General features: G+C 39.6%; 14 protein-coding genes and 3 pseudogenes. 4 read left to right on the top strand and 13 right to left on the bottom strand.

The annotated features are described in order from the left end of the window. Positions 1 to 482 precede the first annotated feature (482 nt). Positions 483 to 864 (top strand): annotated as a pseudogene (locus ABID23_RS01510) (helix-turn-helix domain-containing protein). A gap of 1,238 nt (positions 865 to 2,102) precedes the next feature. On the opposite strand, the gene ABID23_RS01505 reads toward ABID23_RS01510, so the two are convergent. The 8 genes and pseudogenes from ABID23_RS01505 to ABID23_RS01465 form a co-directional block, all read right to left on the bottom strand. Continuing rightward, a complete protein-coding gene (locus tag ABID23_RS01505) occupies positions 2,103 to 2,396 on the bottom strand; it encodes an ABC-2 family transporter protein (protein ID WP_354188604.1) in 294 nt (97 codons plus the stop codon). Between the two features lie 127 nt (positions 2,397 to 2,523). Then, complete coding sequence (locus ABID23_RS01500) at positions 2,524 to 2,664, bottom strand: hypothetical protein (protein WP_354188602.1); 141 nt, start codon at positions 2,662 to 2,664, stop codon at positions 2,524 to 2,526. Beyond that, positions 2,655 to 2,861, bottom strand: a complete 207-nt coding sequence (locus ABID23_RS01495; RefSeq protein ID WP_354188600.1) for a hypothetical protein — start codon at positions 2,859 to 2,861, stop codon at positions 2,655 to 2,657. Before ABID23_RS01495 ends, ABID23_RS01500 begins: the two co-directional genes overlap by 10 nt. A 10-nt stretch (positions 2,862 to 2,871) precedes the next feature. After that, positions 2,872 to 3,696 carry an ABC-2 family transporter protein gene (locus tag ABID23_RS01490; RefSeq protein ID WP_354188598.1) on the bottom strand — a complete coding sequence of 275 codons (825 nt, stop codon included), beginning with the start codon at positions 3,694 to 3,696 and terminating at the stop codon, positions 2,872 to 2,874. Between the two features lie 85 nt (positions 3,697 to 3,781). Beyond that, positions 3,782 to 4,036: a hypothetical protein gene (locus ABID23_RS01485; protein WP_354188596.1), complete on the bottom strand. Its 255-nt coding sequence runs from the start codon at positions 4,034 to 4,036 to the stop codon at positions 3,782 to 3,784. A gap of 48 nt (positions 4,037 to 4,084) precedes the next feature. Beyond that, positions 4,085 to 4,528 (bottom strand): annotated as a pseudogene (locus tag ABID23_RS08140) (ATP-binding cassette domain-containing protein); the annotation flags it as partial. Between the two features lie 1,348 nt (positions 4,529 to 5,876). Beyond that, entirely contained in the window at positions 5,877 to 7,313 is a 1,437-nt protein-coding gene (gene pyk, locus ABID23_RS01470) for a pyruvate kinase (RefSeq protein ID WP_354188592.1), read from the bottom strand. Next, positions 7,310 to 7,843 (bottom strand): DUF1036 domain-containing protein, encoded by a 534-nt coding sequence (locus ABID23_RS01465; protein WP_354188590.1) that lies wholly within the window; start codon positions 7,841 to 7,843, stop codon positions 7,310 to 7,312. The genes pyk and ABID23_RS01465 overlap by 4 nt, the downstream gene beginning before the upstream one ends. 226 nt (positions 7,844 to 8,069) lie before the next feature. Here ABID23_RS01465 and ABID23_RS01460 point away from each other — a divergent pair, with 226 nt between their 5' ends. Then, a complete protein-coding gene (locus tag ABID23_RS01460) occupies positions 8,070 to 8,327 on the top strand; it encodes a DUF2312 domain-containing protein (RefSeq protein ID WP_354188588.1) in 258 nt (85 codons plus the stop codon). 405 nt (positions 8,328 to 8,732) lie between these two features. Next, a pseudogene (locus ABID23_RS01455) lies at positions 8,733 to 9,122 on the top strand (GNAT family N-acetyltransferase); the annotation flags it as partial. A 522-nt stretch (positions 9,123 to 9,644) separates the two neighbouring features. Here ABID23_RS01455 and ABID23_RS01450 read toward each other — a convergent pair. From ABID23_RS01450 to ABID23_RS01435, 4 genes are all read right to left on the bottom strand, one after another. Then, positions 9,645 to 10,013 (bottom strand): helix-turn-helix domain-containing protein, encoded by a 369-nt coding sequence (locus tag ABID23_RS01450; protein ID WP_354188586.1) that lies wholly within the window; start codon positions 10,011 to 10,013, stop codon positions 9,645 to 9,647. Between the two features lie 415 nt (positions 10,014 to 10,428). After that, positions 10,429 to 12,291 (bottom strand): ABC-F family ATP-binding cassette domain-containing protein, encoded by a 1,863-nt coding sequence (locus tag ABID23_RS01445; protein WP_354188584.1) that lies wholly within the window; start codon positions 12,289 to 12,291, stop codon positions 10,429 to 10,431. Then, positions 12,291 to 12,680, bottom strand: coding sequence for a YMGG-like glycine zipper-containing protein (locus tag ABID23_RS01440; RefSeq protein ID WP_354188582.1), 390 nt, complete (start codon positions 12,678 to 12,680; stop codon positions 12,291 to 12,293). Before ABID23_RS01440 ends, ABID23_RS01445 begins: the two co-directional genes overlap by 1 nt. A 90-nt stretch (positions 12,681 to 12,770) precedes the next feature. Continuing rightward, positions 12,771 to 13,406 carry a thiamine diphosphokinase gene (locus tag ABID23_RS01435; RefSeq protein ID WP_354188580.1) on the bottom strand — a complete coding sequence of 212 codons (636 nt, stop codon included), beginning with the start codon at positions 13,404 to 13,406 and terminating at the stop codon, positions 12,771 to 12,773. A 176-nt stretch (positions 13,407 to 13,582) separates the two neighbouring features. Between ABID23_RS01435 and ABID23_RS01430 the strand changes: the two genes are divergently transcribed. Continuing rightward, entirely contained in the window at positions 13,583 to 15,163 is a 1,581-nt protein-coding gene (locus tag ABID23_RS01430) for a M48 family metalloprotease (RefSeq protein ID WP_354188578.1), read from the top strand. Positions 15,164 to 15,312: 149 nt separating this feature from the next. Here the strand turns inward: ABID23_RS01430 and ABID23_RS01425 are convergent, their stop codons facing one another. Next, positions 15,313 to 16,224: an RNA polymerase factor sigma-32 gene (locus ABID23_RS01425; RefSeq protein ID WP_354188576.1), complete on the bottom strand. Its 912-nt coding sequence runs from the start codon at positions 16,222 to 16,224 to the stop codon at positions 15,313 to 15,315. Positions 16,225 to 16,375: the final 151 nt, after the last annotated feature.

The following is a 16,375-nucleotide window of genomic DNA, read 5'->3' as shown; positions in this document are numbered from 1 at the left end:
CATTTCAAATCTGTTTATCTTGAAACAATCAAAACCACTCGCTTGCACATCACAAGTGGAGCTGGCGTGTGAATAAAAACTGTATAAGAAAGAATTTAAAAATGGCTCTTATGAACTTATCTTAGCAAGATCTGTCGCAACACCCACGCACTAGCAAATAGCATGATGGTGCCGATTTGTTACTACACAAGCGTAAAGATGGAGATGCTCAAAGCTTTATCGCTATACCATTCAAAAGCTGTCCGTGAAAAAACACTGTTTTTATTGCTAGTCCCCTAAAATTACTTTATACCTTAAAAGGTGTTTTTGGTCGTATACGCGGCGACCAATGGGGAGCTGAAAGCCCTAAATCCGAGCGTAAAAATAAGCTCACTTTGTGGGTATCCCGGGATTCCGGGAGATTTTGTTATGTCCAGGTGCTTTTCAACACTAAAAGCAAAAAGCTGAATCGGATTCAGTACTTTCAGACTCCCGGAATACCAATGCGAGGGCGCTCGCAACCGGTGGGAGGGGAAATGCAAAGTAAAAGTCCTCAGAACGACAATTTGGTTGACAAGTTCATTGGCAAAAAAATTCGTTTTAGACGAAACATGCTCAAAATGTCTCAAAAAACCTTAGGGCAATCTCTAGGGGTAAGCTTCCAACAAATTCAAAAATATGAAAAAGGCTTAAACCGTGTAAGTGCGAGGCAATTAAAAGAAATTGCTGATATCTTCAAGGTTCCTATTTCTTTTTTCTATGCGGATATGTTAACAAACCCCCCCCCCATATCATCATGATGAAATTATATCGAGCAGAGAAGAATATCTACTTCTCAAACGATTTCGCTTTTTAACTTCCGTAAAACAAAGAGCCATTTTATAATTGCTCTCTAACCCAAATAAACGTTTTTAAAAGCACAAAAATACTCCACTCTCGTTCTGCCTTCCCACATCTCAAAAAAACGTCCTCTTTTCCATGCCTCAAAGGATGTCCCACCCCCAAACAGCTCACACGTCCCTCTGCAATCGGTTGGCAAAACAATCCTGTTGGGAAACGATTGGGCATCTCACAGAACAGCCTCTCTTACCCCCCCCCAGCGCATTTCACAAGATACAGATACTCTCACCCCTAACCATTTTCTCTCTCATAAAAACACCCGCTTTCGTTTTGAAAACATATTTTATTTGTTCATAATTTGTTTAAGCCCATCAAGGATAAGAAAACAAACAGCTTGCAACAGTAAGAAGTAAAAGAAGTCTTTTCCGAAAAAAATAAGCTGTAAAGCAGCTGCCAAAACAGAAAAACGCCTCGCAAAAGGGTATTAAAATCTATTGAATACCAGCGCCTTTAAATGTCTCAATCAGAAAGACCACCGCTTTCTTTCTCCACTCTTCATATATTGATACGCGTATCAATACGCGCCACTTTTATTGATAGGCACCACTTTAGAGCACACAATTCCCTTATCTTACCACAACTCACAAAAGCGATAACAACACCTTTCTCAAAAAATTTGACCAGCCCTGCCACTGCCTTGCATCTTGCATAATGCAAATCATTTTTCAATTTTGAACGAAGATGATGATCAAAAAGATTCTCATTCATGCGCTTGCTTTTAAACAACGTCTCCTACTTTCAAGCCCATTTCATGGCACCACCAGTATCTGTAATGGCAAAGCTATTAGACATTATCACCTTTACGCTTCATTAAAAGCACAAACCAGCAGCAGCATGATATTTTCTAACGCATAAACAATTGCAACACCCCAGAAACAATTGATTCCTAAGGAGCATTTTGCATCCCCTCTCACGTGGTTTTCCCCACACACCAACCCGGCTTATAACGTGCAAGCGAATGGTTTTGATTAATTCAAGATAAACAGATTTGAAATGAGAGAATCTTACGGTATTCGGGGCTCCCATTCAATATCAATAATGCAAGACTATCATTATAAATCAACGCATTATCTGAAGAAGAGCCAGTTCGATATTCCTATATCAACACAATATTCGTTTCAGAAAAAACTATTATGCAACATTTCCAAGAGTCCTCTAAGAGTGGTTTGGTCAAAATAGTGCATAACTTTTTTCTTTATTTTAACAACCACGCTGGTTTTATATCATCCCCCTAAACCGTTAAACTGACGGATTGTTCTTTTATAAACCATAAACGTCATGACAATAGATAAAAAAGCACTTAACAAAAGATATCCGATATCCCATTCATTTTTACCAAGGAACAATGACACAGGTAAGGAAGCAGAAAAAGCCATGGGCAACAGAAACAAAAGCCATTTAACAATGCTTGAAGGATAAATTGCTATGGGTATAAAAGAAAGTTTATAAACCATTTCATGAAAATATTCGACGGGCATTTTGCGTCCGGTCATAAATGTTATAAAATTGAAAACCATAAAAAACACAAGTTAATGATAAAGACACAAAACATTGCAACGATAAAAGGGAACCATCTCAGCTCCATTTCTGCCATATCCGGCAATGATACAAAGAAATACACCCCTATATAAAGAACAAAGAGCTTCATGAGATTAAGGGGTTTACACCATCCAAGGAACATGACACCCAAATTGAAACAGGCTTTGTCAGATAAACCTCAATTTTACCCTCTGCCACTTTTTCAAAAAACGTTTCAATCGAGCTGGTAAAGATATTCAAAAACACCCCAAGTAAAACAAATACAACAAAGATAAGATAACTTCATCTCTGCTATAGGAACCAATTCTTCCTGAAAAAGAAGATATTTCATCAATAAAGATGAATTGAATAAAATAATAGCACAGAGCAAGAATAAACTCCCCCGTAAAATTCTTCCCATAAGCCATTTGTCGACGTATATTCATACCGGTAAAATGAATCATAATCTTCACCTCAACCTCCCGCTCCATGATACGCCTTCATTCCCTTTTTCCAGACAACATGAATAAAGCATAAAAGACACAAAATATAAAAAACACTCCCCCGTATAAACTGCTGGAAAACGGCTAAATCACGCATTGCAAGAAACTCGGCAGGAGCAGAGATCATAAAACGATAAGGATTAAACTGCATGACTGGAATAAGCCAAGTGGGCCAAAAAGAAGGTGGCAACAAAACACCCCTCAAAAGAGCCGAACTGAGGATACTAAAAGAGAGCAATATATTGTACTCAATCACCCAGAAAGCCAATAATGAAATGGTGAAAGAGAGTAAAAAAACAAAGCAATTGTGATAAAATAATAATGAAAAAAGAAACAGTAAAGAGAGGCAGCATCCCACAATATCTTCAGAGGATAAACTCAGCTTGACAATGAAGAGAACAATGAAAGGCGTTGTATATAATACACTCTTACCTAAAAAGGTAAACAACAATTGTATCATATAACGAAATGGTTTTGTGAGGTAAACTTCTAGTTTTCCTTCTTTAATATGATGAGAAAAGGTCAAAATAACACCGTAACCATTGTTTAAGCGCGATAAAATGAGAGCAAAGGCGTAATAATAAATGATATCATGAAAACCAAAACCGTTTATGGTGCTGCCCATATCAGAAAAAAGCGCATTCCATAACAACAGTTGAATAATGAATGGCAAAAGGGTTCCCATCACAAAATCGGTAAAGAACATTGCCCTATCATTGACGACAGTGAGTAATCCATTCTTCGCAAAAAGAAACAGAGCAAAGCAGTTATTATATAAATTCTTTAAATTTAACACGGAGCATCTCTTCAAGGGAGGGAGTGGATACAGAAAACGTACAATTGAGCTGTGTTGTCATTTCCCGTATAAAACAAGGATAATCCTAACGAACTAAAGAAATCTCCAACGAGCATTCTTCATGATTGAGTTTTTTATCTTTCAAGGGAGAAGACAATTTTAACGTAAGTTCATCAATTCTCTTTAAAACAGCTGAAAACGCTACAGCGTTCTCACAAAAAACGGTGCCTCTCACCAAAGAAGGAGACATATTTTTAAATTCATTGATATCCCCGTAAAATTGTTTTTTTCCTTTATGCAACAGAAGAATATCATCAACATAACCATCAATATCCCCCATATCATGACTCGTGATGATATACCCTATGCCTTGCTCCCTTTTTAGTTTTTAAAGAAACTCTCTGATTTCATGCTTGGAAGTAATATCAAGACCAATACTTGGTTCATCTAAAAACAACAGTTTAGATCTAAATGAGAGGTTAAAAGCTAATTCACTTTTCACTCTCTCACCAAGACTCAGCATCCACACTGGTTTATCCATGACATGCTCAATACCCAGCAGTTCTGTGTTTTCTCTAAGATCACGGGTAAAAGCAGCGCGCTCAAGACCATATAATGGCTGAACCATATTCAAACTATAGCGTAAGGGTAAATCCCACTATAAGCAATTCTTGTGACCAAAGACCACGCCCAAATATTTGAACAGATCTTTCTTTGTTTTATAGGGATCAACACCAAGAACTTGAACACACCCCGTATCAGCACATTGTATACCAGAAAGTATTTTAATGAGTGTTGATTTACCTGCCCCATTAGGACCAAAAACAGCGAGCGACTACCCTGAAAAGAGGGTAAAACAAATATCTGCCAGCACCTGATCATTTCTATAAACAGGCTTAAAAAGAGAAACCACTTTATTTTTAAAGCCAAGCTCTCTCTCGACGTTGTGATATATTTTTGATACGTTTTCAAGTTCAATCAATGGTGATTGCATGAACCATTCCTCATATTAACTTATATCTTTTTTTCATAAAACCCGTCATCTTTGGGTATCCATTGTCATTCACCGAAAAAATAGATATTGCGCCCATCCCATTGTTATGACGAAAATGCACCTCGCATTTTACAATTTTTGGTTATCGTGCTTTTTCAATGTCATGCTTTCATTGAGGAATTGTCATACTGAGCACCAAAACGAGACATTTTAAACTTGTTGTTATATTCACAAAACCCATTCACCATTGAATTGATACCCTTAACGCCTTTGCGTTATTTTATTGTTTTACCACCTCTTAAATGTTGAAATACCCCTGCAACAATTCACGAAAACCATACCCCTTATCTTTTACAATTTTCACCCTCACGCCAACCCTCTTGATGACATGTTAGGATATGATTTTCATGGGTTCTGTATACACAAGCTTGAAATGATAAAATCTTCAGATCTCTTAACTCAACATACAAAACAGTCAATAATCGTTATAAATCAATATTTATCATGAATTTTAACAAACAACAATGTTAACAAACGGGACATGCGCCCTAAATCACCTTGTTCCTTCAATCAAATCCTGAACAGTTTCATCAATGATAACAATTTGGTCTCATTTAAACTGTCCAGCGAACAATCAACGAAAGAGAGAGAAAAATATACCTATTTTGCATTTTCTTTTTTATAAAAAGTGTTGCATCAAAAATGCACCAAACACTCTCAACTTTTGTGACCACGCCATTTTTTTCCTTTGCAATTGCAAATGCCATCAAATTTTTAAAGATACATTGAATATTATTGACTTTCCCCGCACCTCAAAAAACAAAATACCACCCTATTCCAAGCAATCAAAATAGATTCCACTTAAATGATGATTGGTGCGCTTTCACATCAAGCTTTACAGATAAATGAGCCTTAAAAATCTCGTTCAAATGCACACTTTATATATTTGATATATTTGGTTGATACAAAAAACTGAAATCAAATATAAACAATATACTCTTTTCACATGCGCCTTACATCACCATTCTAAGGAAAACCATTCTACCCGCACGTTCCACCATATCTCAGTTCTGGGCATCTTCACTCACCACACAATGAAGCCCCCACACCAAAGACAAACGTCGTGCGGTCTCAACAATAGATCGCAATCATGGGTTCAACATTCCTGAAAAAAACAAGTTTCCTCTTAAACTGCCTTGGTTCCATCGGCAGAAACAGAGGCAATACGCAATAAGTTGGTCGTCCCCGGTGTTCCAAAGGGAATACCCGCTGTCACCAAAAATCGATCGCCCGATTGGCAAAAACCTTCTTGAAAAGCAAGTGCTGCCGCACGATCCACCATATCTTCTAAGTTCTGGGCATCCTCGCTCACCACACAATGGAGCCCCCACACCAAAGACAAACGCCGTGCGGTTTCAACAATAGGTGACAAAGCAATAATAGGACGATTAGGACGCTCACGTGATGCCCGTATCCCCGTTGTCCCTGAAGCGGTATAAGCAACGATAGCTGCTAATTTCAGTGTTTCAGCGATCTGACGCGCCGCAAGAGAAATCGCATCTGTACCGGTTGATTCTGGTGTAGGGTGTTGCGCTCCAACCTGAGCCGCATAAGTAGGATCTTGCTCGATCTGCCGAGCAATTCGGTCCATCATAAGCACCGCCTCTTCCGGATAATGCCCCGACGCAGATTCAGCAGATAACATCACAGCATCACTGCCAGCATAAACAGCTGTTGCAACATCAGACACTTCAGCACGTGTGGGGATAGATGATGTGATCATAGACTCAAGCATTTGCGTTGCCACCACAACGGGCTTTCCAGCCAAACGACAAGCTTTTATAATCTCCATCTGAAGAGCAGGAATTCTCTCTAACGGCATTTCCACCCCAAGATCTCCTCGTGCAATCATAATGCCATCAGAAACATTAATAATTTTTTCAATATGTTCCACTGCTTGCGGTTTTTCAATCTTCGCCATCAAAGACACTTTGCCTTTTGTGAGTCGACGCACAGCCATAATATCTTCAGGGCGCTGGATAAAAGAAAGCGCCACCCAATCAACAGGCCGTTTTAAAACAGCTTGAAGATCATCCTGATCCTTTGGTGTCATCGAACCAAGAGGCAACACTGTATCAGGAAAACTCACACCTTTGCGATCAGAAATATGTGTTCCCGTCACCACACGACATTCAATAAAATGCCCACCACATATCTCTGCACGCAATTCCAGTTTTCCATCATCAACCAGCAGCCGATCTCCTGATTGAACAGCAGCGATCACATCCGGATGTGGAAAAAAAACACGCTGGACATCACCTGGCACATCACGATCATCCAATATAAACTTTTGCCCTACACGCAACTCTTCTTGCCCTTTAGCAAAACAACCAACACGCAATTTGGGCCCTTGAAGATCCACCAAAATGCCGATAGGCCGTTGAACAGTCTTTTCAACTTTTCGTATGCCCTTGACCAAATCAGCCATGGTTTCACGATCAGTATGGCTCATATTCAAACGAAAAACATCAGCCCCTGCCCTAAAAAGCTTTTCAATCATAACATCAGAAAAAGAAGAAGGACCAAGGGTTGCAATAATTTTAATTTTACGTGCACGCTTCACGGTGGAGAAACTCCTGAAAAAGAAGAAGAATTAACAACCGAATCACCAAATAAAGCCTCATCGGTTAGTTGCACCATCCAACTTGTCTGATTCCCTGTATCAATTTCCTTAAAGTCAGCTTTTTGATAACCCCGGGGGAAACAATCATGCACGCCTTGAATCGTAAATTGGCTATCTTGCACACACATCGTGACAGAACCCGGCCAATTTCCCTTTTTCTGCGCGCCTTCCGCATAAAAATAATAAAATCTTGAAGAAAGCGGTCCTTCAATTAAAGTCTGGCACTCTGTCACTGGCACCACCCACCACCCTTCGCTCACCCAGCCTGAAAGGGTCCGATATCCAAGAGCGACCCCAACAGACTGTTGGGTTGTATTACACACCCTAAAATCAGCCTTTGCAAAAGCAACCAACGAACAGGAAATTAAAATAGCCAAAAGAAAGACTCTCAATCTTTTCCAGAAAACCCATTCCCGTTTTGTGGCAATCAAAAAACGTCCCTCACAACGTAAACCGCTCAAATAAAGCATACATCCCTTTTCTTTTAAAAAGTTTCTTAAATTCATAGACCGGTATAACTATATTTTACTTTTTATAGCCTTTTTATCAATGTAGATACCTTAAACTTTTACAAAATATTTAAAGACAATTCGTAAAAAAAACTTACAGTTTGATTGACTTTTTGTTTTTCAAGCTTTTTCACCGCAAATTAATTGTTGAAAAGTAACTTAAAGTTATAGTCTGGAGAAAAATACAATGAACACAGTCACCGATGAAACACACGCAATATCCGTAAACCAATTACGTACTTTTATCGAACGCATTGAACGACTAGAAGAAGAGAAAAAAACCATTTCCGAGGATATTAAAGAAGTTTACGCTGAATTAAAAGGCTCTGGTTTTGATAGCAAAGCTGTTCGCAGTATTATACGGTTACGGAAAAAAGAAGAACATGAACGCATGGAAGAAGAAGCTATCATCCAACTTTATAAAGAGGCCCTTGGTATGAGTTGATACCATGAAGAACATGAGACCTTTTCTCAAAATAAAGAGAAAATAGAAAATACGAAAAATGAGTCACGCACAAAAACCTTTACCAGAAATGAGTCGTTTGTGTCGTGTATGATGAAGATATTGACAATATATGACCCTCTAGGGAAAAGAATCTTTAAAAGATTATCATTTCCCTTGCCCTCAGAGCGGTTCTGTTCCTACAATCATCCGTTAAGATACAGAATGAAAAGATATATGAATGACAATATCAAAAAACCTTTGACGATATTATCCTATACCATACCCGCTTTTACACAAATGCCATGACAAAAATTGCTCAATATCGCACCACGCAAGAATTGGCTCCAAAACGTATAATCAAGCTTCTTAAAGAATAATTGTAGAAACACAAATGCTTGTACGTACGAGAGCGCACAAAGACAAGCATACCGATATGCTGTCCGATTAAAAAATGACCGTACAATCATCGCCGTTGTTAACTTTACAAATGTCGTTCGTGGTGTTTTTCAAGCCTGTCATCTTGGTTTTTCTCTTGATGAAAAACATCAAGGAAAAGGTCTGATGTTCGAAATTTTATCTGTTCTTATACACCATATTTTTGATGTCTATCACCTACATAGAGTAATGGCGAATTATATGCCAGAAAATATCAGAAGCGGGAATTTATTAAAGCGTCTTGATTTTGAAAAAGAAGACTATGCAAAAGATTATCTGATGATTTCTGGCAAATGGAGAAATCACATTCTTACCTCTCGAATCAATGATTCATATAAATTTGCCCAAACACCAAAATAAAGTGTGTTCAAGTCTTTTGATCAGATGTTACTGTTATCAGATGTTTAAACAATACAAAGCTTTAGGAAATTCATGGAGAGACCTTTTGACTCTTTTCTCTCAGTGTTTTTCCCCACATTCCAACCGCACTTATGATCTATAAGGAAATGATTTTAATGGATTCAATGAGATCGTTTGTGATAAGAGAAACGCATCATCTTCTGAATTCTCATCCAATAGACAAAACAATAAATAACCTGTGATAAATCAATACGTTACATATCACGTAAATCCCATGAGAACCCAGCCAAATGAGACCTCTTCCAAAAAGGCAGACTGTTAAAAACGCTGTTTACAAATCGGCACGCGTAGGAATTTCCATTCTTTAAAAGTGTAAGATAAAACAGAGAACAAGCATTTATCAGACATATAAGTACACATCGTTTCAAATCAAAAAGCCTCCACATCGGATGCTGCTCTTTTAAAAATAAAAACTATACTGATAGACAAAAAATTTGCACTCTATATTCCTATACTACGCTTTTAAAAACTTTCATTTGGATCAGAGATTAACTGCAAGATGGCTATTTGTTTTACGGAAGTTAAAACGCGAAATCTTTTAAGAAGCAGATATTCCTCTCTACTCGATATGATCTCATCATGATGATAGGGAGGCTGTTGTTTTGTTAAAATATCAGCATAAAAAAAGGAAATCTGAACCTTAAGGATATCGGAAATTTCTTTTAAACGCTCCGCACTCACACGGTTTAACCCTGTTTCATATTTTTGTACTTGTTGGGAACTGACATTTAGAGCATGCCCCAACTGCTTTTGCGACATTTTCAGCATTTTTCGCCTAAAGCGAATTTTTTTGCCAACGAAAATGTCATTATCGGGATTTTTATCTTGCATTTTTCCCCACCGGTTGCGAGCACCCTCGCATTGGTATTCCGGGAGCTTGAAAACACTGAATCCGAATCAGCCTTTTTGCTTTTAGTGCTGAGAAGCACCTAGACATAACAAAACCTCCCGGAATCCTGAGACAGTCACAGAGTGGACTCATTCTCGCACTCAGATTATAGGGTTTTTAGATCCCGATTGATTGTTGTATATACAACCCCAAAACACCCTCTAACCCGTAAAATAATTTCAAGGGATTGGCAATAAAAACAGTATTTTTGAACCTATGATTTTTTAACGAGAAGCATTCTGCCTCTCAAACTTTTATCAATGCTCTCTAAAATCACAAATGAGAAAGAGAGCTGCTCATAGCACCTAAACCAGCACACTCTCTCTAGAACATTCTCAGCATTAACGCTAAAGCGTTTTATGATTTCACACACTCTATATCTTCGCGCAACAATTCAAGTTCCAGCCACTCTTCTTCCTTTTGTACGCAAATATTTTTCTTTTCTTCCAGAGTTATTGATAAACGCTCAAAGCGCTCTTTATCATTGCAATAGAGTGCTGGATCAGAGAGCTCTTGTTCAATTTTTTTGATTTCATCCTGCAAGGCAGCAATTTGTTTAGGCAATTTTTCCAGTGCGTAAACCTGCTTATAAGACAGTTTGCGCGGCTTCGTTTTTTCCTGCCCCACACTGTTTTGGTTTGATGATGCGAGATGTTTTATATCCCCCCTCGCACGCGCACTTTCCACCGCTTTACGCTGTGATAATTCTTTATCCTTGCGCCCCAGCACTGCAGCTTGTTTGTTTTGTGCGATCATATCACGATAACCGCCGGCATATAAAATCCAATGACCATCGCCTTGAGGTGCCAATATATGGGTAACAGTACGATCTAAAAAATCTCTGTCATGACTGACCAACAAAACAGTTCCATCAAAATCGGCAATAAATTCTTGCAAAAGGTCCAATGTTTCCATATCCAAATCATTGGTTGGTTCATCGAGAATCAAAAAGTTTGCTGGGCGTGAAAGCAGCCGCGCCAACATGATTCGCGCTCTTTCTCCACCTGAAAATTCTTTAAGTGGTGTTCGCGCTTGTTCAGGCAAAAACAAGAAATCTTTCATATAAGAAACAACATGACGCTCTTGCCCATTGACCAACAGAGTATCTCCCCTTCCATCAGTTAAATAATGAGCTAAAGTTTCTTCTCCATTTAAAATCCGCTGTTGATCAAGCAATGCCATGGAAAGGTTATATCCATGCTTCACCATTCCTTGATCAGGGTCTTCCTTGCCAATCAGGGTAGAAAGCAAGGTTGTCTTTCCAACACCATTAGGACCAACCAAACCAATTCGGTCCCCACGCTGAATGCGCAAAGAAAAATCTTTCACAATAACCCGATCACCATAAGATTTTGAAATACGCTTTGCTTCCAAAACCAACTGTCCAGAATGAGGACTTTTAGCCGCATTCAAAAGTGCACTTCCCGGTTGTCCTTGATAGGCTTGATGCATCTGTCGCAGTTCTTTTAACGCGCCTAGACGGCGCATATTACGTTTACGCCGTGCACTCACACCATAGCGTAACCATTGTTCTTCACGCTCAATTTGCCGCCCTAATTTGTGCTGCTCGAGAGCCTCTTCTTCCAAGGCTTTATCACGCCAACTTTCAAACTCTGAAAAACGCTTCTCTAGCCTTTTGGTTATCCCCCGATCCAACCACACAGTTGAACGCGTAACATTTTCTAAAAATCGCCGATCATGTGAAATAACCACAATCGCTGAACGCAAAAAACGTAAAACACCTTCAAGCCATTCAATCGTTGGTAAATCCAGATGATTTGTTGGTTCATCTAAGAGAAGAATATCTGGTTTCGCGGCAATAGCGCGTAAAAGCGAAACGCGCCGCTTTTCCCCCCCAGAAAGCGTTTCTAACTTCTCATTTCCTGAAAACCCCAAACTTGTCCGAAGTGTATTAACCCACTGCACATCAGACGTATCATCAAGCCCTGCCTCCACAAAGGCGTAAATATCTTCAAAGCCCGAACAGTCGGGGCTTTGCGAAACATAACGAACAATAGCACGTGGATGACGAAAGATCTCTCCTCCACTGGGCTCTATCATTCCAGCAGCAATTTTTAACAGCGTTGATTTTCCACAGCCATTACGGCCCACCAAGGCAATACGTGCCCCTTGCTCAATCGACAAGCACGCTTGATTGAGCAAAGGGGTTGTGCCAAAGGTTAAGAAAATGCGGTCAAGCCGCAACAGCGGCACCGACATCAACGAACGCGTTGCGGACAAGGTGCTTGATAAAAGATACCTCTTCCATCACGGTAAGTGCATAATTGTGGTCTTTGTACTATGGGAGAACAAGGTGCCTGATAAAGCTGCCCTCTACGACTACGGTACGTACACAATGACTGAGCATTTTGTTTTTGCCGTTTTTTCTGATTAACCGCAGCCCCTGTTACTGTCCCAGCAAGGGCACCAAATGTAGCACCGGTTAATGCTGCTCCAGGAGTACTTCCACCAATTGCTGTTCCCGCCAGAGCACCTATTGCAGCGCCTCCCACACCATAACGTGCAACACGCTGATCACTCACAGAACAAGCCACCGTACTGAGTCCAATGGCAGAAACCACAGCCACTTTTAAAACTGATTTCAACATATAAAACCTCTCCTTCTATAATAAAATATTATTTGCGCCAGCCCTTAAATCACCACCCCCCCTACCTGATACAAATATGCTGGAAGAGCTTTATGGAATAGGTACAGACGCTAATAATATAGCCTTCCCAGAACCTAAATGACAAGAAAAGGTTCCACAAATACAGTTAGAAAGCGTCAAAGATGACCCAAATGACACATTTTTATCATAGATTGGCCACTTTACACCTGAAAGGGTTAAGCCTTTTAAATCAGAAAAACCAATAATACTAAACAAACAATTATCCGGCAAATCATAGGAACAAGGCTTTGACAAAACCGGCCATCCTTCTTCCCGACCACTTGTTAACAACACTGAAATGCCCTTTTCAGCCATCATCAGCGCTTGTGTCATATGAGAAAGGCTATGATCACTTCTTTCACCTCCCAAAGCGCCACATAAAATAAGCTTTTGTGCACCATTTTGGAGCGCTCTCTCACATGCCAGAGCACTATCCGTCATATCTTTATCAGAGGGAAAAACCTCACGCGTAACATCACGATATTTATCCATTAAAGCCTGATTTGATGAATCAAAATCACCTATCCACAATTCAGGAGTCACATTCAACGCTGCCGCATGGCGCATTCCACCATCGGCAGCAATCACCCGACTGTTGCGAATTTGATTGCGCAAACGATCCGTGATACAAACATCTCCGTTTAACAAGATTGTGAATGTTACCATGCCTTTCGTCCTGCTTTCTTACATATGTTAAAAAAATGATAAAAAAGAGCTGTCTTTATAAATAATAACCGTGATATAGAGCGACAAAAATTCTTGTCAAAAATATTCTTGGTATCATGTCTCTTTCTTGTAAAAATAACCTCTCGCTTTATTAAAAAACATCAACAAAGATATAAATGGAATTTGTCGCAATATCCTCAGAAAGCACCGTGCAGACTGGTCAAAAGCACCAGATTTTCCAGCGATTCTTTCTTTTTTACGCCAAAGAATATAAAGTCTGCATCAAAGGGTACAAAGCAACACTTATAGGCTTAATGCTCCTCCTTTCTGCGTGTCACTCCCCTTTCTCTTCAAAAGAGCCCATTTCTTCTGGGAGCTTGTCTAAAAAAATAACACATGCCAGCGCTCACGATATCCATGCCACCTTAAGTGAGCTACAACACCTGCGCATTTTGCAGATATATGGCAGCGCATATGACGATCCCAAATTAGAACATTTGTTGGCCAATATTGTACATAGACTTGCAATTGTATCACAAAATCCTCACAAAACCTATTCTGTCACCATTTTAAATTCAGAAAGCGTCAATGCCTTTGCTCATCCAAGTGGCTCAATATATATCACACGCGGCATGCTGGCACTGACCAACAATTTGTCAGAAGTTGCAGCAATTTTAGCGCATGAAATCGCCCATATCATAGCCAATCACGGCATTTTACGCCTGCAAAAAGAAGCCGAATTAAAAATGGCACATGGCATATCATCAAATTTTCTCTCTCAAAAAGAGAAAAAACATCCTTCTCCGCATAAAAACGAGCAACAACTTGCCCAATTTTCACGTCATCAAGAACTCGAAGCCGATTCAATTGCTCTTACACTTCTGCAAAAGGCAGGATATGATCCTTTTGCTTTGCCACACTTTCTCCAATCTATGGAAGCTTATAACGCTTTTCGTAATATCTCAGATGTAACCAATACACCTCTTGACTTTCTAGCAAGTCATCCAAACACCCCGCAGCGCGTCCGCCTTGCATTAACAAAAGCGCGTAAAATCAGTAAAGAACACATAAGTGAAATCAATACAGTACATACAAGAAACAAAGAGCATGATTCTTTTCTGAAAAGCATTGATGGCATGATTTTTTGGGATAACTTTCATAGCGGCTTTGTGCGAGAAAACCAATTTATTCACCCACAGTTAGGCATCACTTTTTCTGTTCCAGACGATTTCATAATAGAGAATTCAGCACACACTGTTTGGGCCAGTGGCCCCGATAAAATTGCCATTCGTTTTGATGCTATACCGCGCCCAACACAGATATCTGCCAGTGATTATGTAAAGAGCGGCTGGATTGCAGGGCTCGATCCATCCTCTGTTCATTCCATCACGATCAAAGGTTTGCTTGGTGCGCGTGCCCGCGCAACCAACGAACAGTGGCAATTTGATGTCGTTGTTGTTCTCTTTAAAAAACACATTTTCCGTTTTCTTATCGGCGCGCCCCATCAATCTCAAAATTTTCAAAAAATTGCCAAAAGAACAATTGAAAGTTTTCATCTCCTATCATCCTCACAGCTCAAAAAGTTGAAACCCTTAAGAATTCGGATTATCCGCGTTAAAAAGGGAGACAGCATTGCAAGCCTTGCAAACAAAATGCAAAACAGCGCCCATAAAGAAAAACTCTTCTGCATTCTCAATGCACTCTCGCCAACAAAAACTTTAAACATTGGCACAAAAGTTAAAATTATCACGCAATAATATAACTCTTTTCAACACAGGTTTCTCTCTTCACTTTATGTCCCCTCCTTTTAACAACCTCTTTTTCCCGCAGGTATAATGAAGTCCTCAAATCTGTCATATCTCTATACGGCCCCCCCGCTCAAAACGTACTTCTTGAAAAGTTCATCCTACATTTCATAAGCATCTTCTGAATGAACATTCAGCAAAGCAGTACGTAATTTCTGCAAAGCCCGCGCTTCAATTTGACGCACGCGCTCTTTTGAAATTCCAAGTTTTTCGCCTAAAACCTCTAAAGTTGCCCCCTCTTCATTCAAGCGACGAAAACGAATAATTTCAAGTTCCCTTTCATTGAGAATCTGCAAGGCATCATAAAGCCACTGTGTCCGTCGTTGACCATCAATCATCTGCTCGATTAGAGCATCAGGCAAAGGGCTATCGTCAACAAGAGCATCCATTTTAGCAACGGAGTTATCACTATTTTCAGAAACAGAAACACTCAATGAATTATCGGAACTTGAAAAACGAAAATCCATTGTTTCAACATCCCGAACTGAAACACCGAGCTTTTCAGCAATGGTACGAAAAATATCCTGTTTTGAAAGGGCATTATCATCTTGCACCAATTTAGCCCGCAATCGCCGCAGATTAAAGAAAAGCGCTTTTTGTGAAGAGCTTGTTCCACCTCGAACAATGGACCAGTTTCGCAAAATATAATCTTGTATAGAAGCACGAATCCACCACGTTGCATAAGTTGAAAAGCGAACCTCCCGATCAGGTTCAAAACGCGCAGCCGCTTCCAAAAGCCCAACATAACCCTCTTGCACCAGATCCCCCAAAGGCATTTTGAAACGTTTAAAACGGTTAGCAATCGCAATCACCAAACGCATGTGAGCAGCTGCAATTTGATGCATTGCTTCATCATCACGCTTGTCTTTCCACCGCAAAGCCAAATCATGTTCTTTTTCTCGTTCAAGATAAGGCGCTTGCATGGCAGAACGCATCATATTACGCCCCAAGCTTTTTTCTGCGTCATTATAATTTTTACTGCTTTTATAAACAGTATTTGAAAGATTACCCATAATAACCCCTTGCGATTAAAATTATCAAAACTGATTTGGTAACGACATCACTGTTCTTTTAGAAAAAGAACGTAAAAGTTGTTTACTTACATACCACTACTTTAGCGTGTATTTTTATAATCGCAATTGTTTTTTTGACTGTAATCACAAA

Origin of the sequence: Bartonella silvatica (genome assembly GCF_040545155.1) — a bacterium.
Classification (GTDB): Bacteria; Pseudomonadota; Alphaproteobacteria; order Rhizobiales; family Rhizobiaceae; genus Bartonella; species Bartonella silvatica.
The sequence above is the reverse complement of the archived record's forward strand: the minus strand, read 5'-3'. Positions and strand labels throughout refer to the sequence as shown.